Origin of the sequence: Methylocystis sp. WRRC1 (assembly GCF_020733155.1) — a bacterium.
Lineage (GTDB): Bacteria > Pseudomonadota > Alphaproteobacteria > Rhizobiales > Beijerinckiaceae > Methylocystis.
In genome coordinates this window covers 3932682-3955115 of record NZ_JAJFZJ010000001.1, presented here as the reverse complement: position 1 = coordinate 3955115, position 22434 = coordinate 3932682, and the positions used below count along the sequence as shown (strand labels likewise).

Sequence of the window (22434 nt, the reverse complement as noted above, 5' to 3'; positions counted from 1 at the left end):
GCGAAACGACCGCGGCGTCAATGATGGAGCGCGTCAGAATTGACCAAAGCCACGTTCATCCTGATCTAGCGGAATCACCGCGCTGGCGGGACGACGCGATCCGCCGCTGGCGACAGCCTTGGCGGGGGTTGCCGCAGGACGCTGCTGGCTCGCCAGAAGCGCCTTTAGCTGATTGAGCATCTCCGTCGTCATGCCATTGAGCTCGGGAATGCTCGCCACAGAGGACAGCCCCTGCTCCCGCAGGGTAAACCGCCGGACATTGTCCTGCATCTGCCCCGCGAGCTTGCTCAGTTCCGACGAGGCGGACGCCAGTTCCTCGGCTTGCTGGCTGCCTTCCTGCGACGCCTTGCCCACCTGGCTCATGGCGATGCTGATCTGCGAGACGCCGCGCGATTGTTCAGTGCTCGCCGTCGCAATCTCCGCGACGAGATCCTTCACCTTCACGACATTGGCGACGATCAGGTTCAACGCCTCGCGCGTCTCTCTCGCAATATTCACGCCTTCGCCTACGCGCTTCACGGAATCCTCGATCATGTCCGCGGTTTCGCGAGCGGCCTTGGCGCTGCGGCCCGCGAGGTTGCGCACTTCCTGCGCCACCACAGCGAAACCGCGCCCATGCTGCCCGGCGCGCGCCGCCTCGACGGCCGCGTTGAGCGCGAGCAGATTCGTCTGGAAAGCGATCTCGTCGATCACCTTGATGATCTTGCCGATATTCTGCGACGCGGCGTTGATCGCATTCATCGCCTCGGTCATCGCCTCCATTTTCGCCTGACCCTGAACCGCCGCCTGAGAGGTGCCGATCACGAGCTGATTGGCGGCGTTGGCGTTTTCAGTGTTCGCCTGCACTTGTGAATTGGTTTCGGTGAGGCTCGAGCTGACTTCCTCGACGGCCGCCGCCTGTTCCTCCGAATTGGCGGCCATGCTCTGCGACGCTGCATTCAGCTGTTCGGCCGATTGGCCGACCTGCTCGACGGCGTCCACGATCTGGGACAGCGTGGCGTTGATGCCGACCAGCGCATTATCGAAAGCGTTCTTCACCGCGAGGAAATCGCCGCGATACTCCCCTTCGAGAGTGACGCTCATGTCGTTGCGGCCCAGCGCCTCAATTCCCTTCGCAATATTGGTCATCGGCGTCACGATCGAATCGAGCGCGTCGTTCACGCCCTGAATGATCTTGCGGAAGTCGCCCTGGTGCCGGTTGGCGTCGGCGCGTATCTGGAGCCGGCCGTCCGTCGCAGCAGTGGCTAGCGTGCCCGCGTCTTCGATCAGCGCCTTCAGATTTGCGCGCACCCGCTCGACTGTTTCATTGATGAAAGCCTTCTTGCCGGGGAAGTTCTCGAGCGGCGCCTCGAAATTGCCCCTCCCGAATTCGGCGACGCAGGCCATCGCCTTCTTCTTAACAGTTATATGCCCGGCGACCATGTTGTTGATCGCGTCGGCAACCTTCGCGAAATCGTTCTGGAATTTGTCGACTGGTATTACGACGTCGATATCGCCCTTGTCGTGCTCCTCGGACATATGGGTAAGGGCCGACATCAAATCTTGAACATTACCGCGCACCCTTTCGACATCCGTCTTCAGCTTGCCGAAGGCTCCGTGGAACTCGCCAACAGTCGGTCGGCTCACGTCGCCTCCGGCGATGCGATTGAGCGCCTCGCCAATCTTTGCGAGCGCCGATCCCGTGTTGGTGAGTAACGTGTTGATGCGCTCGCCCAAAAGTTTGAAAACACCTTCTGCGCCCGCGAGGTCGAGACGACGATCGAAATCGCCGTGACCGGCGGCCTCGATGGCTGTGGCGATTTCTTTTTCGACCCGTACTTCGACGGTTCGATCCACCCATTCCACAGATGTCGCGACACGCTTGCCCGCCGTGTCGAATATCGGCGAAGCCACCAATCCAAAGCTTCTTCCGCCAATGGTGACGTGCGCCCGGTGAACAGTCGTCAAGCCGTCAAGCAAGCGTCGTTGATGTCGCGGATCCTTATGGAAGACGTCGATATTGCTCCCGAGTATTTTGCCGCTCTCGAAGTTGGGCAAATCCTTGCGCAGATCGGATTCGGCCGACTTCAGCATGTTCACGACCGAATTATTGGCGTACCGGATCACGCCGTCGGCGTCCGCGATCATTACCGAGCTTGTGGCGCCGTCGAGCGCCTGACGAACGCGCTGGTCTTCTGCGACGATGTTCGAGAAGGCGTCGAGAATTGTGTTCAAGCCTGTGAGCGCCTCGCCCCACTCGTCATCTATTCCGGAGAGCTGAGCGCGCGCTGCCATATCTCCAACCTTCATTGCAGCCGCGATGCGCTGAATTTCCTTCAAAGCCTTGTAGCTATCGGCTTTATCCGTGATGGACATGGGTGCTTCCCTTTTTTCGGATGGCGCGGGACGCGTCGGCTCGCCCGGCGCAGTCATTCGGGTTTCGGAGTTTTTCCTCGCGCCTTGCGGCGCATAGTCGCTCAAAGGGGCTTCGAGATCGAAAATCTCTCGCCGGTCGACTTTCGGGGGGCCTTTCGGCGGCTCCTTGGGGTTTTCGTCATTCATCGCGCACCGCTCCCGTTCGAAAGGCGTTCACGCCCGAGGAATCTCATTGTCATTGCAGAGACGCTCCTGCCTCCTGCGCCTCGAGGCGCGCGTCCATTGCGCCGTCGGCGACAAGCCGCTTGATGTCGAGAATGACGGCGACCCGGTCTCCGGATTTACCAAGGCCGCGGATCACGCCGTTGCCGCTGCGATTGGCTCCGAACTGGGGCGCCTGATCAATGGCCGCGGGCGGAATTTCCAGAACCTCGCTCACATTGTCGACGACGAGACCGATCGGCACATTGTCGACGTCGAGGACGATGATCACCGTGCGTTCGGTGTAAGGCTTCTCTTCCATGTTGAAGCGACAGCGCACGTCCATCACCGGGATGACCTTGCCGCGCAGATTGATGACGCCCTTGATGAAGCGCGGAACATCTGGCACCTGCATGACGCGCTGCATGCCGACGATTTCGGTAACATAGGCGATGCCCACGCCATATTCCTCGCCGGACACGCCGAAGGTGAGGTACATGTCCTCGATATTGTTTTCCTCGTTGAAGACGAGGGCTGTGTTCTCACTCTGGAACGATCTGTTCGAGGAATAGCCCTCCTCGCCGCTCCGGTTGAAATGATCGGACATCATGTTCTCCATTCAGCCGCGTCTCGTCGCCCGGGCGAGCAAGGCGGGTATTTTCTCGAGCGGCGCGACGACCTCCGCGCCGCCCACGTCATTGGCCGCCTTGGGCATGCCGTAGACGATCGAGGTCGCCTCATCCTGCACCATCGTCCTGCCGCCAGCATTGCGTATGGCGAGCAGGCCGGCGGCGCCGTCGCGCCCCATGCCGGTTAAAACCGCTGCGGCCGCATTGCGCCCCGCGGCCTTCGCGACGGAACTGAACAAAACATCGACGGCTGGCCGCGAATAATTGACCTCGGGACCGTCCTGCAGCGCGACGCGATACTCGCCGCCCGAGCGGATGACCGTCATATGCCGCTGTCCACCGGGCGCGACCAACGCAAGGCCGTTCATGAGTCGATCGCCATGCGCCGCCTCCCTGACGCGCATTGCGGAAATGCCGTTCAGCCGCTCGGCGAAGCTCGACGTCACGCCGGCCGGCATGTGCTGCACGATCACGATCGCGGCGTTCTCCGCAGGGAAAGCGGGCATGATGCGGTTCAACGCCTGCACGCCGCCGGTGGATGCGCCGATGGCGATGAGCTGATCGGTCGTCTCATCGAGCGCCGAGACATGCTCGATGGGGAGCGGCGTCGACCGGGCGAAGCGTGAAACGTCGACGAAAGCGGCCGCCTTCACCCGACGGCAAATTTCGTCCAGCATCGCCGGAAGTCCGTCGACCAGACCCACAGTCGGCTTGGCGACGATATCGACCGCGCCCGCCTCCAGCGCGTCCAACGTGATTTTCTTGCCGCTTTTCGTGAGCGAGCTGATCATCACCGTCGGCGTCGGCATGATCGGCATGAAATGCCTGAGGAAGGTCACACCATCCATGCGCGGCATTTCGACGTCGAGCGTGATCACGTCCGGCTTTAGTTCAACCAGCAAATCGCGGGCCTGATAGGGATTGCCCGCTTGCCCGACAACCTCGATCCCGCCGTCGCCCGCGAATCCATCCGCCAGCACCTTTCGCACCAGCGCGGAATCGTCGACGATGAGGACCCGAACGGGGCGTATTGTGTTTTCTTTCATTGGAGCTTCCTGTGAACGCCGCTGCAGATGGTCGTCCAACGGGATCCGAGATCGCGCAAGCTTACTGTAACGCTGGTAAGCAACCACCCGTTGGGCTGCGTCGCGTCATAGATTTCGTCCAGCACAGCGCGCTGCGTTGCGATATCGAAGTAGTAAAGAACATTACGGCAGAAGACGACGTCGAATTTTTTTTGGAACGGGTAAGGCCGCACTTTCAAATTCATTCGGCGGAATGTGCATATTCGTCTTATGTCATCCGCAACCAGGAAACGCCCGTCGCCAATGGCATTGAAATAACGCGCCACTATTTCAGGCGACGTCTGCTCCAGATTTGGAAGGCCATAGACGCCTGCTTCCGCCGACTCGATCACCGGTCCACTCAGGTCGGTGCCGAGGATCGCGAGCCGGTCGCGCAGGGCGTGACGACCGAGGGCTTCAGCGGCGATGATGGCGCATGTATAAGCTTCGTCGCCCGTTGAGGCGGCCGCGCTCCAAATCCTTATCTCGTCACGATACATTATTTCAGGCAGGATCTTGACGCGAAAATAGTCGAGCACTTGCGGCTCACGGAAGAAGTAAGTGTGATTGGTGGAAGCGGCGTGCACCACGGCCGCGAGCAATTCATGGTCGTCGCCGCGCTCGACCTCCTGGACAAGCGCTTCCATACTGTCCAGGCGGTATCGTTCGATGACGCGCGCGAGTCGCTGATTCAGCATCTCCCACTTGTTCTCGGGAAAATGAAGCCCGCAGCGCTTGTTCAACCAGGTCTGGAGGCGCTTGCTGGCCTGCGAGGGCGCTGAACTCTGTGGTTCGAGCGTCATGCCGCCGCGCCTTCCCGTAATTTCTCGCAATCGAGCATGATCGCAACCTCGCCAGTGCCGAGAAGCGCGCAACCAAAGCTCGCCCTGATTCTTTCGAGGTGCCCCTGCAGAGGCTTCATGACGACTTGCTGCTGATCGAACATCTCATCGACCGGAAGCCCGATGCGCCCCCGGCTGGTATGGAAAACCACAATGATCTGGCGCTCCAGTGGCGTCCGCGTCTCGTTACGCTCTCCGTAAAACTCATCCAGGCGGCAGATCGGGATCAATGCGTCGCGCACCTTCACCACTTCAATGCCGCCCTGCGCGGAGAGGATGGTGACCTGGCCGGAGTCGGGGCGAAAAATCTCGGCGACCACACCAATCGGAGTCGCATAGAGGCGCTCGCCGACGCGCATGACGAGACTGTCGAGAAAGGCGAGCGACAGCGGGATCGCCAGCACGACGCGCGCGCCACGCTCCCAGACGCTATCGATCGAGATGCGTCCCCGCAACGCTTTCATCGTGTGGTCCAGAACGTCCATGCCGACGCCGCGGCCAGAAAGATTGGTGACAGTCTCCGCCGTCGAAAAACCCGGCTTGAAAACGACCTTCCATAAATCCGCATCCTCCGGCTCTTCGTCAGCGCCGAAAAAGCCGCGCTCCCGGGCGCGTTGCAGGATACGCGCGCGGTCCAATCCGCGGCCGTCATCGGAAATCGTAATCTGTATGTCGCCGCCAACCTGGGCGGCGGCCAGCGTGACTCGCCCGCGACGCGGCTTGCCCGCCGCCACCCTGTCGTCGGGCGACTCGAGGCCGTGATCGACCGAATTGCGCACCAGATGCACGAGCGGCTCGAAAAGACGGTCCACGACCATCTTGTCGATTTCCGTTTCCTCGCCATGAATCTCCAGATCGACTTCCTTGCCGGTCTGGCGCTCCAGTTCGCGCACCAAACGCCCCATGCGCCGGAAGACGTCGCCGATCGGAACCAGACGCAGTTCCGCAGCGGCCTCCTGAACCTCGCGCACGACAAGTTGCAGTCGATGCGCGGATTTCTCGAAGTTCGACAGATCGACGCCGGCGATGTCGGGGCTACGGATCGTCTCGGAAACACTGAGGCTGAGCTCTCCGACGAGATCCATCAGCCGGCCCACTTTCTTAGCGGACACGCGCAGCTGACTGTTGGCCTGCGCCGCGGATAAAGCCTCTGCGCCCGGAGATTGCGCCTCGCCATCCCTCACGATCACAGGACGCCCCCAAAAAGGTCTTTCGGAGCGGAATTTCCGGGCGCTTCGCTTCGCGCTTCGACGGTCATGCCAAAGGAGCCCATTTGCTCACACCGTCGCCGGTGAACGATTGACGCAAAAAGAACGCTGAGCGGCGATGAAGTCGACGTGCCAGCCCGCCGCTATCACGTCGGACCGAACGAGCTCGCGTACTGTTTCGATCATCGATCGCAAACAGAATTCGCCGGGCGCTGTCAGGGGATGCTGATCTCGGGCTTTCACCGATAGGGCGACACGGCGTCATGCCTGCGAATAGATTCGCGTCGCCATGAGTTCTCTTATACGAGTCGAATCTTACCTGCGGCTGAACGCCTTTACGACAATTTGCAGGTACGGACGCGTCGACAATTTCGTCGTTTTGATCGAGACGAATTGAAGCCCGGTTGTCCTTGATCTGATCATTTATTTATTTTGCTATGAACGGGTTCGTGGATCGGTATTTTTAGACGAGCGAAGATTGCGCCAGTCACCAAGGCGCTATTCGACGAAATATTTTGCAAATCTGGTCCCAGCCAGATTTTTTTTCAATTCTCCGTAATTTGTGATTGCGCTGGACAGGGGGATGCTACGGCCTTTGACGGATGTCGTCGTCAGTTCGCGAACATCGGCGCCGATAAAAGTCAGCATCCTGGCCTGGCATTCCCTATCGAACAACTGATTGAATTCGACCTCAATCATTGGCAGACTGAGGCTTTCGAACATCGTCTTGTTAATGAGATTCCCGTATTCAAGCGACAGGATTGTATCGATCAGCCAATTTTCATCCATCGCGACTTGCTGGACCTCGTAGGGCTGGGTTGAGCCCCAGTTATTGTTGGTCTGCGCAAGTAAAACGGAGAGCGACTGTTGCAGCCTGTTTTCCCGCGTCAGGAAAATCACGGATGCGTTGATCGCCTTTATATGAGCCAGAACATCCGGGTATTTCAATATCCAATCCCAAGGCAGCTTGAATCCGCGATGAGCCCGGGCGCCGTCGAACATCTTGGTCGTGATAAGCTCGGAGTAAGGCATTTCCGGAAACTGCGTGTTTATCCCAAACGGACTGATCTCCTCGCCGAGACATTGGATGTCTGGATGCGAATTCAGCAATTTGGTCAGAAGCGTAGAACCGGAACGACCAAGACCCGCTACGATAAAATACCGAGGTCCACCCATTTGCACCGCTTTTCATTGGCTTAGATATGATTTACATTTTCTGAATTTACAATTTTCAATCAAGGGTGTCCAATGCGGACTGACCCGATGTGATGCGCCGCGCGCTCCAGCCCGACGGCGCAACTGCAGTTATGTTGGAACGGACTTTAAAGAAATGTCATGGCCACATTCTCGTTACGCAATTTCATTTTGATTGGAAGCGGCGGCATCGCTGCGCAGAGCGCGACTCTGTATTTTCTTGGTCAGCCCGCCATATGCGCCTGCGGATACGTGAAGCTGTGGGAGGGTGCCGTCCTCTCCGCGGGAAACTCGCAACATGTCTTCGACTGGTACAGCTTCACCCATGTGATCCATGGGATGCTTTTCTATCTGCTGACCTGGCTCCTGCTGCCCCGGTATCCAATGGGAGGCCGGCTTCTTGTCGCGATCGGCATCGAAGCGGGGTGGTAAATCGTCGAGAACACGCCGCTTGTCATCCGTCTCTACCGGGCGCAGGCGCTCGCGCTGGGCTATTCGGGCGACAGCATCCTCAATTCGATTTCCGAAACCTTCATGATGGCGCTGGGTTTCATACTCTCGTGGCGCCTGCCGCTTTGGGGCGTCGTCGCCCTGGCGGTCGCCATGGAGGTCGCGCTGGCCGCGCTCATACGCGATAATCTCACGCTGAATCTGCTGAACTTGATCCACCCCTTCGACGTCATCCGGCGCTGGCAGGGCGACGACGCATAGGGGATCCCGGATTTGCAGTCGCCTTCGGGCTAAGCTAACTCTCGCCATACTTTATGAATCGCGCCCGGCCCGTCCGACCGCGCAAACAGCGAAGCTCCTCGATTTATCGCCTTCATGACCAAGCGCGCCCCCAAACTCGCCTCATTCCGCCGCATCGTCGTCAAGGTCGGCTCCTCGCTGCTCGTCGACCCCAAAAAGGCGTCGGCCAAACGCAAATGGCTCACGCGCCTTGCCGATGACATCGCCACGCTTCATCGCGGCGGCGCGGACGTTTTGGTGGTCTCCTCCGGCGCGGTCGCGTTGGGCCGCAGCGTGCTGGGCTTTCCGATGGGCGCGATGAAGCTCGAGGACAGCCAGGCCGCCGCCGCCGTCGGCCAGATCGCGCTGGCGCGGCTCTGGGCGGAAGCGCTTCACGACCGCGGGCTCGTCGCCGGGCAGGTGCTGGTCACTCTTGGGGATACGGAGGAGCGGCGCCGCTATCTCTATGCGCGCGAGTGCCTTACCCGCCTCATGTCGCTGCGCGCCGTTCCCGTCATCAACGAGAACGACACGGTGGCGACCGCGGAAATCCGCTATGGCGACAACGACCGCCTCGCCGCCCGCGTCGCGACCATGGCGAGCGCCGACCTGCTGATTCTTCTTTCCGACGTGGACGGCCTCTATACCGCCCCGCCCGGCTCCGACCCGGATGCGAAGCATATACCCATCGTGCCGCGCGTCACGGCCGAGATCGAGGCCATGGCCGGCGGCGCCGCCTCTCAATATTCCCGTGGCGGCATGCGCACCAAGATCGAGGCCGCAAAGATCGCCACCACCGGCGGCGCCCATATGGTGATCGCCGACGGGCGCGAGGAGGCGCCGATCGAGCGTATCGCCGGCGGCGGGCGCTGCACCTGGTTTCTGACGCCGTCGAACCCGGTGACCGCGCGCAAGAAATGGATCGCCGGCTCGCTGGAGCCCAAGGGCGCGGTTCATATCGACGACGGCGCCGAGCGAGCGCTCACATCGGGCAAAAGTCTGCTGCCCGCGGGCGTGACCCGCATAGAGGGCGGCTTCGCGCGCGGCGATTGCATCGTGATCCGTAATGCGAAGGGCGGCGAAATCGGCCGCGGCCTCGTCACCTATGATGCGATGGACGCCGCCAAAATCGCCGGCCGCTCGACGAAGGACATAGAAAGCCTTCTGGGATTCAAGGGCCCCGACGAAATCATCCATCGGGACGACATGGCGCTCTCCGGCGAGTGAGCGCGGCGTGATTACTCCGCGTTCAGGGGATTGTGCATGTCATCGCGGCAGGGGGATGGTATAAAACGCCTCGTGATTTGAAAAAATTGGAAATCAAACGATTTTTCGAGAACACCGGCGGCATGTGAACTTCCAGTGTCAGGCGCATCATTTCTTCGTCTGAACAACTCGGATTGAACGAGGCCACTTCGGATTGCTTCCATAAAACGCTCTCTGGCAGCATATGTTTCAACTCGGGCGTCGATTCAGCCAATTGGAGCCAGATTTCCGCACCGGCGTCGTTGGCGGCATCGACGCCTTTACTTGCCAGTTTTTCCAGCCTCCCGAGATGCGCGGCGAACATGAACCATGACAGGCGTGCGTTTATCGCTTCACCGTGGCCCTGCATCAGATCGCTCTCACATCCTCTGATGAAATCTTCTACCGAATAGGGTTCGTGCCCGTCGCTGGCGCTTTTGTTCAGGGCGAGAAGGATCGGAAGCAGGTTCAGATAAGCGACCAGCACATTGGCTTTCGTCTCGCCGTCCATAGGATCGAAGGCTTCTCGCACGAACCTGGCATAGTCGCCATCGTCCAACTCCAATGCGTGGAAAAAACTCGGACGCCGTCTCTGGTTTTCCGTAAACGACATGGCCTCTCCACCCAAAAACGCCGACCGATTTTCAGGGTGTTCCTCAGCCCTGGCTTCATATCTCTTTATATAGTGACCTCGCGCTTACCGGCGAATGACCAAAGTTTAACCGGCCCCGTTCCCGCCAGCTCTTGGCGAAATTGCCGCATTCCCCCATATTCCTTGTCGTCGCGCGCCAGGCGCGGCGACAAAGGGGAGAGTGTTATGTCACCGGAAGAACGCCAACTTCTCGTCGGCCTTTTCGAGCGGACGAAGAGCGCAGCCACAGGCGCGCGCGACCAGGAGGCGGAGACTTTCATCAACGAGCAGGTCAAGGCCCAGCCGGCCGCGCCCTATCTGCTGGCGCAGACCGTGATCGTGCAGGAACAGGCTCTGGAAGGCGCCAATCAGCGTATTCAGGAGCTTGAAGCCCGTGTGAAGGAGCTGGAGTCGAAGCCCGCAGGCGGCTTCCTCGGCGGTTTGCTGGGCGGCGGTCAGCGTCCGTCAGCGCCTCCGCGTCCCGCGCAGCAGCGCCCCAACGGGCCGTGGGGCGCCCAGCCCGGCTATGCGCCCCCTCCGCCCCCGCCGCAAGGCTATGCGCCTGAACCGGCGGGCGGCGGCAACAGCTTCCTGAAGGGCGCGCTTGGTACGGCCGCGGGCGTCGCGGGCGGCGTGCTGCTCGCCGACAGCATCCGCAACCTGTTCTCCCACCATGGCGGTTATGGCGGGATGGGCAATCTCGGCATCGGGTCCGGCTTCACGCCGACCAGCGAGACGACCATCGTCAATAATTACTATGGCGATGAATCCGGCGCGCAAGAGGCCGGCTATGATCACGGCTATGGCGGCGAGGGCGGCATGCAGGACGCCGACTACAGCTCGGACGCCGGCTTCGATGACGGCGGCGGATTCGATGACGGCGGCGATGGCGGCTTCGACGTCTGACCCGTCACAGAGCGCAACTAATGGAGAACCCCGTCGGGACGCCGACGGGGTTTTTCTTTGTTTTTCAATCCGGCCGGATAAATGCGGCTCACTCGAATTCTTTTTCCCGGGCGCGGTATTTGTCGAGATCGACGACCTTCTCGAAATGTTGAAACGAAAGCTCGCTCAACATGTCGCCCGTCGTTCCATTGCTGTGAAGCGTTTCGAAGCACTTCTTGATCCCGAGCGTTGACGCGAAGAGACCGCTGAGCGCGAAGGCGCATAATTTGAAACCCATTTCGTCGAGGGTTTTCGCGGTCAGCTCGGGCGTCTTGCCGCCTTCGATGATGTTGGCGAACAGCTTCAGGCCATTCAGCTCTCGCGCGATTTTTTCCAGTTCCTGCCTCGATTGCGGCGCTTCTACAAAGACGACGTCGGCGCCTGCGTCCGCATACGCCTTCCCCCGCTCTATGGCGTCGTCAAGCCCGTAGATTGCGCGGGAGTCCGTCCTGGCGACGATGACGAGCTTGTTCGAGTCCCGCGCCCTTGTCGCGGCCCGGATTTTCTTGACGTGCTCTTCCGGCGGGATAACTTTCTTGCCTTCGAGGTGGCCGCATTTCTTGGGCCATTCCTGATCCTCGAGGATAATTCCGGCCGCTCCCGCGGCAATGACGTCTTCGACCGTCCTCACGACATTATTCGCATTGCCATAGCCAGTGTCGATGTCGGCGACGAGCGGAATATCGATCGCCCTGCAAATATATCTGACCCGGTCCGTGATCTCCGACGCCGTCAAAAGGCCGATGTCCGGCGCGCCGAGGAGCGAAGCCGCGATCCCGAAGCCGCTGCTGAAGACCATGCGAAAGCCGGCCTGCTGCGCCAGCCTCGCCGTGATGCAGTCATAAACGCCGGGGGCAATCGTGATCCCCGGCTGATCCAGCAGCGCACGAAGATTTGCGGCGTGATCGCATTGCATCTTCTTCTCCTCAATCGCCCCCGTTAGCGGAAACCGCCCATTGGCGGACCTCCAGCCGGTTCATAGCGGGCGTATATCCGCCCCTTCGCACAAACAGTGGCGGAAGGACAGGGACGCGGACGCCGGCTCCCCTCCCGCCCTGTGCGCCAGCGCACGGTTACGGCAAGCGGCCGCCCCTAGTGTCAGATCGTTCACAAATGGTGAACGCCAGACAAAAGGGGTCCTGTCATGAGCCGCAACGAAACCCGCCGCGCCGCCCGCACCTTCGCTTCCCGCCCGGTCCGCGTCGCCGTCGCTATGAAGATCGCCTTCATCATTCTCGCGGCCAATGTGAGCTTCGCCGCCGCCAAGGCGATCTTCGCCAAGGCTCCCGAGGCCGCCGCCGCGCAAATCCAGTCCACGTCGCCGTCGATGAAGCCGTTCATTCTGTCCGTCAGCGCTGAAGAGCCGGCCGTCTCGCAAAACTGCCATGAGGTCGAGGTCGAGACCGACGAAGGCTACGGCGTCCGCGGCCATGTGACCCGCACCGTCTGCCGCTCGGCCTTGTGAGACGCCCGAAGGAGTATGTGTCATGTTCCGTCGCGTCCCGGCTTTCGCTCAAACCGCGCCGCTCGCCATCGCCGCGATGCTGCTCGCCTCTCCCGGCGGCGCTCAGGCCCCATGGTCCGCGCCTCGGGACATGCCCGCAGCAGTCGCATTGGCGGGAACGGGCGCGTCGAAGAAATTCCTGTCAAACGACATGACCGCCGGGTCGGAAGCAGGCGCGACAACGACAATCGACGTTTCGCGGGCCATCGCGCAAAGGCTCGAGGAATGGACGCAGAGCGAGACGGATTCCGCCCGCCGCGCCCGTCGAAACGCCATAGCTGCCTATTACGCAAAGCATGATTTCGCGCCTCTGTGGCGCTTGGGCGAATATTTCTCGCCAGCAGCGACGCGCGCGGCTCAAACGCTGCGTGACGCGAGGCGCGACGCGCTGCGGATCAGCGCGCCGATACCTTCGAATGACGCACAATGGAGCGTCGCAGCCGAACTCGATCTTTCCGAGGGGATCGTCGACTACGCGGCGCAAGCGAGCGGCGCCAGGGTCGATCCGGCCAGGATCTCGCGCCTTATCGGCGCGCGGCCGCGGCTGGCGAGCGCCTCGGAAGCGCTCGACGCCGTCACCCTCGCCGGCGCAGATCTCGCCGACTTCAATCCGCCGCACGCCGGCTACCGCGCCCTGCGCGACAAACTCGCCGAACTGCGCACGATACGGGAAAACTCCGGCCGCGTCGCCCTCGCCTCCCGGGGCAATGACATTGGGCCGCAAAATTCCTTCGCATCCTTGACGCAAGGCGAGGCGAAGCGCATCGAGGCGGAAATCATCGCGAATATGGAGCGCTGGCGCTGGGAGCCTCGCGACCTGGGCGCGACGCGCATCGAGGTCAATATCCCGCAATTCGAACTCGCGCTTACGCGCGATGGAGTGAAAACGCATCGTACAAGGGTCGTCGTCGGCAAGACGACCACGCCGACGCCGGTGTTCTTCGACAAGATGCGTTATGTCGTGATCAATCCGTCGTGGAGCGTTCCGCAATCGATCATCACGAAAGAGATGGCGGGAAAACACGGCGGCGATCTTTCCTATCTCGCCGCGCGCGGTTTCAAGGTTTCATACAGCAACGGCCGCGCGAGCGTGCGTCAGCCGCCGGGCGAAAAGAATGCGCTGGGCCGTGTGAAATTCGTGTTCCCGAACGAATTTTCCGTCTATCTGCACGACACGCCCTCGCGCAGCCTCTTCGCGACGGCGCGGCGCGCCTATAGCCATGGCTGCGTGCGGGTCGATCAGCCTTTCGCGCTCGCGGAAGCCGTGCTGACCGCCGACGCGGGCTGGACGGAAAAGCGGCTGCGCGGAATGATCGGCGCCTCCGAGCGGCGCATCGATCTCGCCCGGCCGATGCCGGTGCATATCGAATATTTCACCGCGACAGTGGACGCCGACGGGCAATTACGCCTCTTCGACGACATTTACGGCTATTCCGCCAGGGTGCGCGAGGCGCTGGCGAGCGGATCGTGAGCCGCCCGCCGGCAGGATGCCTCACATGCCGCCGAGACAGACATATTTGATTTCGAGATAGTCCTCGATTCCATAGCGCGAGCCCTCGCGTCCCAGCCCCGAATGTTTCACACCGCCGAATGGCGCGGCTTCGGAGCTGAGAATCGTTTCATTAACGCCGACCATGCCGAACTCCAGTCGCTCCGCCACACGGAAAATCCGCGCGATGTCGCGACTGAAGAAATAGGCGGCAAGACCGTAGGGCGTTGCATTCGCCAGACGGATTGCGTCGGCCTCGGTCTCGAAAGCAATTACCGGCGCAACGGGACCGAAGGTCTCCTCGTTGAAGATCAGCGCATCCGGCGGCACATCGGCGAGCACGGTCGGCTGGAAGAACAGGCCGCCCAGCGCGTGACGCGCGCCCCCAGCCAGAACCTTCGCGCCATGCGCCACAGCGTCGGAAATATGACGCTCGACCTTCTCGACAGCCGCCTCCTCGATCAGGGGGCCGATGACGACGCCATCCTGAGACCCCTCTCCCACCTTCAGCGCGCTCGCCGCGGCGGCGAGCTTCCGCGCGAAAACCTCCGCCACGCTCGCCTGCACGAGAAAGCGATTGGCGGAGATGCATGTTTGCCCGCAATTGCGATATTTGGTGGCGATCGCGCCTTTCACGGCAAGATCGATGTCCGCGTCCTCGAAGACGATGAGCGGCGCGTTTCCGCCGAGCTCCATCGAGCATTTCTGCACGTTATCGGCCGCCTGACGCAGTAGGATTCGCCCGACCTCGGTGGAGCCGGTGAAAGTCAGTTTGCGTACGACCGGATTGCGTGTGAGTTCCTCCCCGACAGGCGCCGGGTTCAACGCCGTGACGACGTTGACGACCCCGGCCGGAACGCCGGCGCGCGACCCGAGTTCGACGAGCGCCAGCGCCGAAAAAGGCGTCAGCTCCGCGGGCTTGACCACCATCGTGCAACCCGCGCCCAGCGCCGCCGCGACCTTGCGCGCGAGCATCGCCGACGGGAAGTTCCAGGGCGTGATCGCCGCCGTAACGCCGATCGCCTGCTTCAGCACCAGCAGGCGTCTGTCCATCGCGCCGGGGACAATGTCGCCATAGACGCGGCGCCCCTCCTCCGCGAACCAGTCGATATAGGAGGCGCCATAGGCGATCTCGCCGCGCGCCTCATTGAGAGGCTTGCCCTGCTCGGCCGTGATGATGCGCGCGAGGCGCTCCTGCTCGGCCATGATCAGCTCGAACCAGCGGCGCATGATCTGCGCGCGCTCCTTCGCCGGCCGGTCGCGCCAGGCCGGCAAGGCCGCCTCCGCCGCTTCGATTGCGCGCCGCGTCTCGGCTGCGCCCATATCGGGAACATGGCCGAGCGTCTCGCCATTTGCGGGATTGGTTACCGGAAAGGTCGCGCCGCTATCGGCGCCGATCCAGGCGCCGCCGATGAAAGCCTTTTCGATAAAGGGGCGATCCTTCGCATCCATTCCTTTGCCATCCTCAAAGATTGCCGCGGACCGGCCGCGCTTCTTCGTCAGATATAGGAATGCCGAAGCGCAGGTCCGAACAAAATGCGGAAATCGTAAAAATTAGTCAGCTGTTTAACCGTGACCAAAGGCAAGGCTGGCGCTCGACTTCCGATTGTTGGAAAACTTCAGCTTGACGTCAACGGACGACGTGACTTTCGCATCGAAGATAGAAGTCAGGCCATTGAGCAAACCGCAGAAGCCCAAAACGGTCGCCATCGTGCAGACGCAAGCCGAAAACGCCGGCGCACAGGAGATTGCGCGCCAGCTTGCGCTGGGCTTCGCGAAGCATGGCTGGCGCACGCGGCAGATCTTCTTCTTTCGACGGACCGAAAGCTTTGACGGTGAGGAAAATGTCGTCTTCTGCGCGAAGGCGCGACCGTCGACGCCCTTCGGCCTTCTCAAAATGCTCGGCGCACTATTCGAGGAATTTCGCGCCGAGAAGCCGGACGTCGTCGTAACATTGCAGCATTACGGCAATCTCATCGGCGCGCCGGTCGCGCGATTGGCGGGATCGCCGCTCGTGATCGCCAATCAGCTGTCGCCGCCGGAAACGGTTCCCGCGGTCGTCGGCGCCCTCGACAAGGCGATGGGGATGGTCGGATTTTACGACCATATCATCGTCAACTCGGCCCAAACTGAGACGGCTTACCGGGATTATCCGAAGCCTTACAGCCGCCGGCTCAAGCGCATCGACCACGGCTTCTTCGACAAATCCGCCTCCATATCGAAGACCGACGCGCGCCGGCATTTCGGCCTGCCGCAGGACGTCGAACTCCTCGGCTGCGCGGCGCGTTTGCATCCGCTCAAGCAGGTTGATCTCGCAATTCGGATTTTGAGTGAAAACCGTGAGCAGCATCTCGCGCTTGCCGGTCAGGGCGCGGCGCGCGGCGATCTCGAAGCGCTGGCGCACTCGCTTGGCGTTGCGGAACGGGTTCATTTCCTCGGCGAACTGAATACGGCGCAGATGGGCGCCTTTCTCGCCGCGCTGGATTGCTTCGTCTTCCCCAGCTCGACGGAAACATTTGGTCTCGCGCCGGTCGAGGCGGCGCAAGCCGGCGCGCCCGTCGTCGCCAACAATATCGATGTGCTGCGCGAAGTGCTCGCGGTCGACGGCGCGCCCTGCGCGCTCTTCGTCGACGCGGCCGACACAAAGGCCTTCGCCCGCGCCGTCCGGCGCGTTCTGGACGAGCCCGAACTCGAAGCGACGCTTACCGGTCGCGGCAAGCGACTTGCCGAGCGCTACCCTCTGGACGCGATGTTGGACGAATATCTGCGTTTGATGGAACGGCCAACGCCATGAGATATCAGACGATTGAAATCGCGATCTCGCCTGCTCGATTCATGCGCTGGCATAAGCGGCTGCGCGACGGCCTCGCCCGGCGCTGGCCGCATGCGCAGGTCGCATTTCGATTCGAAGAAGGCGGCGAGGAATGGCCAAGCGCGGTCAAGCAGCTTCTGTCGCTCGAGCGTCTTCTGTTGCGCAGGCGACGGCCCACCTTCACCGATACGCTGAACGCGCGTTCGATTTCGGCGGCGGCGTTGCAAGCCGATGTGGTCATCGATCTGGTCGGCGGCGTCGCCGCGCCGCACGGCGCAAGGGTCTTGCGCCCGCTTTATGACGGCCATTCGTCGGATCAATATGCAATTGCGTCGCTCCTTGGCGGGAGCGCGCCGACCATAGCGCTAGAGGACGCAGGAAGCGGCGCGATTGTCGCATGGGGACTTCCCTCGCTCGAAGCGGCCGATGGGCTGACCGGCGGGCTGGAGGCGGTGTTTTCCCGTGTCATCGTGCTCATCGAGCAGGCGCTCGCCTGTCCCCCGCGAGTTGTCGACACGCCAAGCGCGGCGGCGGAAAAGCGCGCACGCAACCCGTACTCCTTCGCCTTGCGCAACATAGCCTTTCGATGCGCGCGCGCGATTTATCATCTTTGCTGCCACTCGCCGCACTGGCGCGTTGGATGGCGTTTTGTCGACGGCCCCGACGTCTTCGATTCCGGAGCGCTCACGGGCCCAGCATGGCGCGTGATGCAGGATCGCGAGATGAATTTCGCCGCCGATCCATTTCCCATCCACTGGCGCGGTCGAAGCGGCGTCTTCTATGAACGTCTCGACTATCGCACGGATCGTGGTGAAATCTACTTTCAGGAATTCGACGCCGCGGGTCCGGTTGGCGAACCAACGCCCGCGCTCGTCGAGCCGTGGCATCTTTCCTACCCTTTTCTCATCGAGCATGAGGGCGAGCTCTACATGGCGCCTGAAGCTTCGGCCTCCGGCGGCGTCACACTCTATCGCTGCGTGGCGTTTCCGGGAAAATGGGAGCCTGTCGCGCGAATGCTCGATGGCGTCGAGGCGGCCGACGCGACCATCTTCCGCCATGGCGACCGCTACTGGATAACATCGGTCGTGCGCGACGGCGTCGGTGGCTACTCCGATACGCTGGCGCTGCATCACGCGCACAGCCTTTTCGGGCCGTGGCGAGCACATGCGCAGAATCCGGTTCTCGTCGACTCGCGTTACGCGCGGCCGGCGGGAGCCGTCGTCTCCCGCAACGGCGTATTATTGCGGCCCGTGCAGGATTGCTCCGAAGGCTACGGCAAGCGCATCGTCATCATGCGCATCGACCAGCTGGACGAAGAAAACTTCCTTCAGACGCCGGTGAAGCTCGTTGCGCCCGGCGCCGGCTGGCCGGGCGCGCGCCTTCACACCCTCAATCGCTGCGGCCGGCTCGAGTGCATCGACGGCGCGATCTTCACGCCAAAAAATTTGGGCCTTCGCCGGATCGTTCACGAACGCATCGACGCTCGCGCGCTGCACCACGTCGAAGCGCAGGAGAGTCCTTTGGCGCCCGCCCTGCTCTGAAGGCGTCGGGGCGGGGCCTCAGCTTGCCGTTGGCTTGCTCTCGCCCGGGCCGGCGACATCGGTCGACAAGGTCGCGCTCTCGCGCGGCCGGGCGCGCAGATAGGTCAGCACGCTCACGATGCTCGTGTCGACCCCGCAGGCGCGGCGGCAGATCGCCGCGAGAGCCATGAAAAGCGGCGCATTGATCAACGCCCAGCCGCAGGCGGCGCCGAATGCGCCAAAGGCCCAGGCGAGAACAGCGGTAAGCGCCACGCGCGCCAGAGTCGCGTAAGTGATGACGCGGGAATAGAGCTTCTCATGCCCCGTCGTGAGCAGGATCACCGAGGCCGAGCCGCTCATCGACATGATGAAACAGGCCGTCGCCAGCACGACGAGCGTCGGATAGACGGCGGCATAGCGCTGGCCGAAAATCGTCAGTATTTGCACGCCAAATACATAGATCAGCAGCAAGACCGGCGCGACCATGGCCGTCCCAACCAGCACGAGCATGCGGAGAATGTCCTGCAGTTTCTGGGTCTGTCCCGAGAAATAAAGATTGGCGCTGTGCGAAAACGAATAGGTGTTGAGACCCGTCAACACCATCATGAAGATATTCGCGATGCGCGCCGCCACGAAATAATCGCCTGCCACAGCCGGCGAGGCGAAATAGCCGATCAGCATCACGTCGAAATAGAGGCTCGCGGCCTCCACCATCGCCGATTGCCACATCGCAAGCCCGCGCGCGAACCAGTGTTTGCGATCGTCATCACGCAGAAGCGTGACGGAATGCGTCCTGTAGGATCGGCGCATGTATATGAGCTGGGCGCCGAGAGACAGAATTTGTCCGATTGCCGCAGCGGCGAAAAATTCCGCCGGCGTAAGGCCCTGATGCAGGACCGACCAGATGACGACGGCGAGCAGAACGAGGCGCCAGCTAAGTTCCCGGTTCGTCTCGGAGACGACGATATTCACGGCGACGCGGCTCGAATGCGACGAGTAGTGCAGCGCCGTCTGGGTGAAAAGAAAGAAGGCGCCAGCAAGCAACGCCGTCCGGGCAATGTCGGGATAGACGAGCGGCGCAAGCGCAATCAGCCCGGCGACGAAGACCGCCCCGGAGATAAGCGTCCACCGCCAGCCGAAACGATAGGCGCCCCATGCCTGGGCGTAATCGCCCTTGCCGGCGTATTCGCCGAAGTTTCGCGCGATCAGCGTGTCCTGGCCGAAGACCGCGGCCACCGCGAGGAAGCTCATCGCGTTGAACCAGATCGCAAGCCGCCCGAACTCGTCGGCGGACATCGCCCGCGCGGCCAGCGTAAATACGGTCAGGGTGAGCAGCGCGCCGCCCGCCTTGATGCTCATCGCCACAACCGCCGCCACGGCGGCCCTGTGACGGGCGAGCCGGTCACGGATGAAGGTCAGGATCGCCATAGCCCCAGCGGTTTTGTTAAAGCCAAGGTCACGTTCATAATACTTGAACCGTTCGGGCGCCAGCAGAGCTGAGAACAATGGTTATCGAGTAGAAACAAGGCGCAGCGGCGAGGCGAGACACGAGGCCGGGAATCGACTAGCTTGGACGCAACCGTTGCGCGCGCCGATTCGCGGCGCCGTCCAGCCAATTCCCATGCGACGCTCGAAGCTTACATCCGGCTCCACCGCCCCGCCCGACGCTCGCCCGGAGCCGAACGCCTGGACGACGCCCGCGATCTTCTTCAGCCTGATCGTCATATCGATTTTCTCGAACGGGAACCTGCACCCCAAGGTGCTCCCCGTCTCGGAGGACTCCAACCTTCAGCAATATATCGGCGTAGGTCTGTGGGCCGTCGTCGTCGTCGTCAGCTATTTCCGGCGCGTCCTCGTTCGGCTCGCGCCGAGGCCCGGCCTTTTTGTCGCGCTGGGCATCTACGCGATCGCGGTCGCTTCACCGCTGTGGTCGACGAATTTCATGGCCAGTCTGCCAAAGGCCACCGCACTCGCGATTGTCGCTTTCGGCGCCTACCGGCTGACGCGCACTTTCGACATCGACGCCATCATCGACGCCGTGTTTTTCGGCCAGTTCTTCCTCTGCGTCGCATCCATCGCAGTCGCCCTTTTCATTCCGGACATTGGCGTGCTCAAGACGTGGCAGCACGCCGGACAGTGGAACGGCGTTTTCTACACCAAGCAGAATCTCGGCGTGCTGGCGGCGGTGTTCCTGTTCTTCTCCTGTTACCGCCTGCTGACGCCACAGCGCGGCCTGTATCACGCTCTCGGCGCCCTCGTCGCGCTGGTCTGCATCGTCATGTCGGGTTCGCGCGGCGGCGGCGGACTCGCGGCCTTCGCGGTGGGTTGCCTTTACCTCGCCGGCCTGTCGCTGACGTTCACGCGGATACTGGCCTTCGCGCCTTTCTTCATGGGGCTCTTGGGGACGGCGCTCATCGCCTATTTCGTCAAGACGGGCAACCGCTATCTCCTGCTCTTCGGTCAGGAGATCGATTTCACCGAGCGCACTTTCATCTGGCAACATGCGCTCAGCTATTTCATGGATCGAAAGTGGCTCGGCTTCGGGCTGAACGGCTTCTGGACGATCCCGGAGGTCAAGGATCTCTTTACCGAGCGGCACGGCTGGTTTCTCGACAATTATCACGACGGATACATCGCAATTGCGATGGAGACCGGCGCGACAGGGCTCGCCGTCTTCCTCATCGGCGCGCTGATGTTCGGCCTGCGGATTCTTGAACGCATCCGGCAGGAGCGCCGGCTCGATCCGCATGTAGCTCTGTCTCTCGTTTACGCATGCCTGCTGTTCTTCATCGATTTCACGGAGACGTTCTTTCTGCGCTCCACCAACATCTCCGCAACGATGCTGCTGACCTGCTTCGTGCTGGTTTACGCGCGGCCGGCGCCGGCGCCGCAGGAGGCGACCGAAAGCCTTCGCTTCGAAGAGCCCGCGCCGCGCCGGTCGCGTGGACGCACACGCATGGGCGCTGCAAGATGACGCGTCGCGCCGCAATGTTCCTGAAGGTCTTGGCCGCGCTGCTTTCCCTGCATTGCGCCGCCTCCGCGCAGCCGGCGCCCTCCCCCGCTTCGCTCGCGATCCGGCGCGGCGTCAATGTGCTGGGTTATGACGGCGTATGGAAAGGCGAAACAGACGCGCCCTTCCGCATGGACGACTTCAGGCTGATCCGCGCCGCCGGATTTGATCATGTGCGGATCAATTTCTTCGGGCTCCACTTCATGGACCCGAAGAATCGGCTGGACGGGGAAGTTCTCGCCCGCCTCGACCGCGTGCTCGACGCCGCGACCGCGGCGGGCCTGACCGCCGTGCTGGACCAGCACGACAACGCCCTGTGCCAGCAGACGCCTCCGGCCTGCAAGGAGAAGATTGTCGCCTTCTGGCGGCAGATTGCGAAGCGCTACGCCGGCGCGCGCCCGCGCGTGGTTTATGAAATCCTCAACGAACCCGGCGGCCATATGAGCGCCGCCGAATGGAATGACGCGCTCGCCGCCGCGCTCGCCGAAATCCGCGCGGCCGACCCGGACCGAGCGGTCATCGTGGCCGCCCTGAACGCGGGAGACGTCCACGACATCGAGAAGCTCGATATCCCTCCTCAGGACCGCAATCTGATCGTCACCGTTCATTATTACGAGCCGATGCGCTTCACCCATCAGGGCGCGCCCTGGTCGAGCGAGCTCGCTTCATTGCGCGACGTCGCCTGGGGCGCGGAAGAATCGCGACGCAAGGTCGATGAGGATTTCGAGGTCGTGGCGCGCTCGGCGGCCGCGCAAAAACGGCCGATCTATCTCGGGGAGTTCGGCGTCTATGACAGCGCCCCGCCGCTCTCGCGCGCGGCCTGGATGGCGCATGTCGCGCAGACTGCGCAGAATCACGGCTGGGGCTGGGCCTATTGGCAGTTCGACCATGATTTCGCGCTGTTCGACACGGCCTCGCATCGCTGGAAACAGCTCTTTCTCGACGCGCTTATGGGCGCGGGCGCCGGGGACAGGCGATAACTGTAACTTAAGGTTAACAGTTTCTCTATTTTATGATGCGGGCGCGCAAACGCCGTCCCGGGTTTCGCGTTGACAA

The 22434-nt window shown here is 61.9% G+C and carries 18 protein-coding genes and 1 pseudogene; 9 read left to right on the top strand and 10 right to left on the bottom strand.

Features of this window, described 5'->3' with window-relative positions; translation table 11 throughout:
- Positions 1-33: 33 nt before the first annotated feature.
- From LG047_RS19235 to LG047_RS19210, 6 genes are all read right to left on the bottom strand, one after another.
- The gene (locus tag LG047_RS19235; protein WP_227968349.1) at positions 34-2355 is read right to left on the bottom strand and encodes a methyl-accepting chemotaxis protein; all 2322 of its coding nucleotides are present in this window, start codon (positions 2353-2355) and stop codon (positions 34-36) included.
- Positions 2356-2590: 235 nt separating this feature from the next.
- A complete protein-coding gene (locus LG047_RS19230) occupies positions 2591-3175 on the bottom strand; it encodes a chemotaxis protein CheW (RefSeq protein ID WP_227968348.1) in 585 nt (194 codons plus the stop codon).
- A complete protein-coding gene (locus LG047_RS19225; protein WP_227968345.1) occupies positions 3176-4231 on the bottom strand; it encodes a chemotaxis response regulator protein-glutamate methylesterase in 1056 nt (351 codons plus the stop codon). It abuts the gene before it with no gap.
- Positions 4228-4992 (bottom strand): protein-glutamate O-methyltransferase CheR, encoded by a 765-nt coding sequence (locus LG047_RS19220; RefSeq protein WP_370635064.1) that lies wholly within the window; start codon positions 4990-4992, stop codon positions 4228-4230. Before LG047_RS19220 ends, LG047_RS19225 begins: the two co-directional genes overlap by 4 nt.
- A 56-nt stretch (positions 4993-5048) precedes the next feature.
- Positions 5049-6281, bottom strand: a complete 1233-nt coding sequence (locus LG047_RS19215) for a chemotaxis protein CheW (RefSeq protein WP_227968342.1) — start codon at positions 6279-6281, stop codon at positions 5049-5051.
- Positions 6282-6797: 516 nt separating this feature from the next.
- On the bottom strand, positions 6798-7475 hold the full coding sequence (locus LG047_RS19210; protein WP_227968341.1) for a sulfotransferase: 678 nt from the start codon (positions 7473-7475) through the stop codon (positions 6798-6800).
- A 159-nt stretch (positions 7476-7634) separates the two neighbouring features.
- Here LG047_RS19210 and LG047_RS19205 point away from each other — a divergent pair.
- Together LG047_RS19205 and proB are read left to right on the top strand one after the other, a co-directional pair.
- Positions 7635-8204: pseudogene (locus LG047_RS19205) on the top strand (DUF2585 family protein).
- A 114-nt stretch (positions 8205-8318) separates the two neighbouring features.
- The gene (gene proB, locus LG047_RS19200) at positions 8319-9449 is read left to right on the top strand and encodes a glutamate 5-kinase (protein WP_036281031.1); all 1131 of its coding nucleotides are present in this window, start codon (positions 8319-8321) and stop codon (positions 9447-9449) included.
- Positions 9450-9471: 22 nt separating this feature from the next.
- On the opposite strand, the gene LG047_RS19195 is transcribed toward proB, so the two are convergent.
- Entirely contained in the window at positions 9472-10080 is a 609-nt protein-coding gene (locus LG047_RS19195) for a hypothetical protein (RefSeq protein ID WP_227968337.1), read from the bottom strand.
- Positions 10081-10284: 204 nt separating this feature from the next.
- Here LG047_RS19195 and LG047_RS19190 point away from each other — a divergent pair, with 204 nt between their 5' ends.
- Positions 10285-11004, top strand: a complete 720-nt coding sequence (locus LG047_RS19190) for a DUF2076 domain-containing protein (RefSeq protein WP_227968330.1) — start codon at positions 10285-10287, stop codon at positions 11002-11004.
- Positions 11005-11092: 88 nt separating this feature from the next.
- On the opposite strand, the gene LG047_RS19185 is transcribed toward LG047_RS19190, so the two are convergent.
- A complete protein-coding gene (locus LG047_RS19185) occupies positions 11093-11959 on the bottom strand; it encodes an oxaloacetate decarboxylase (RefSeq protein WP_227968329.1) in 867 nt (288 codons plus the stop codon).
- Between the two features lie 228 nt (positions 11960-12187).
- Between LG047_RS19185 and LG047_RS19180 the strand changes: the two genes are divergently transcribed.
- Together LG047_RS19180 and LG047_RS19175 are read left to right on the top strand one after the other, a co-directional pair.
- The gene (locus LG047_RS19180) at positions 12188-12508 is read left to right on the top strand and encodes a hypothetical protein (protein ID WP_227968328.1); all 321 of its coding nucleotides are present in this window, start codon (positions 12188-12190) and stop codon (positions 12506-12508) included.
- A gap of 22 nt (positions 12509-12530) precedes the next feature.
- Positions 12531-14018 carry a L,D-transpeptidase family protein gene (locus LG047_RS19175; protein WP_227968327.1) on the top strand — a complete coding sequence of 496 codons (1488 nt, stop codon included), beginning with the start codon at positions 12531-12533 and terminating at the stop codon, positions 14016-14018.
- 21 nt (positions 14019-14039) lie between these two features.
- On the opposite strand, the gene LG047_RS19170 is transcribed toward LG047_RS19175, so the two are convergent.
- Positions 14040-15488 (bottom strand): NAD-dependent succinate-semialdehyde dehydrogenase, encoded by a 1449-nt coding sequence (locus tag LG047_RS19170; protein WP_227968326.1) that lies wholly within the window; start codon positions 15486-15488, stop codon positions 14040-14042.
- A gap of 223 nt (positions 15489-15711) precedes the next feature.
- On the opposite strand from LG047_RS19170, the gene LG047_RS19165 reads away from it, so the two are divergent.
- Together LG047_RS19165 and LG047_RS19160 are read left to right on the top strand one after the other, a co-directional pair.
- On the top strand, positions 15712-16830 hold the full coding sequence (locus LG047_RS19165; RefSeq protein WP_227968325.1) for a glycosyltransferase family 4 protein: 1119 nt from the start codon (positions 15712-15714) through the stop codon (positions 16828-16830).
- Complete coding sequence (locus LG047_RS19160) at positions 16827-18389, top strand: hypothetical protein (protein WP_227968323.1); 1563 nt, start codon at positions 16827-16829, stop codon at positions 18387-18389. The genes LG047_RS19165 and LG047_RS19160 overlap by 4 nt, the downstream gene beginning before the upstream one ends.
- A gap of 18 nt (positions 18390-18407) precedes the next feature.
- On the opposite strand, the gene LG047_RS19155 is transcribed toward LG047_RS19160, so the two are convergent.
- A complete protein-coding gene (locus tag LG047_RS19155; protein ID WP_227968322.1) occupies positions 18408-19796 on the bottom strand; it encodes a lipopolysaccharide biosynthesis protein in 1389 nt (462 codons plus the stop codon).
- Between the two features lie 193 nt (positions 19797-19989).
- Here LG047_RS19155 and LG047_RS19150 point away from each other — a divergent pair, with 193 nt between their 5' ends.
- Together LG047_RS19150 and LG047_RS19145 are read left to right on the top strand one after the other, a co-directional pair.
- Positions 19990-21342 (top strand): O-antigen ligase, encoded by a 1353-nt coding sequence (locus LG047_RS19150; protein WP_227968320.1) that lies wholly within the window; start codon positions 19990-19992, stop codon positions 21340-21342.
- Positions 21339-22358 carry a glycoside hydrolase family 5 protein gene (locus tag LG047_RS19145; RefSeq protein ID WP_227968318.1) on the top strand — a complete coding sequence of 340 codons (1020 nt, stop codon included), beginning with the start codon at positions 21339-21341 and terminating at the stop codon, positions 22356-22358. Before LG047_RS19150 ends, LG047_RS19145 begins: the two co-directional genes overlap by 4 nt.
- Positions 22359-22434: the final 76 nt, after the last annotated feature.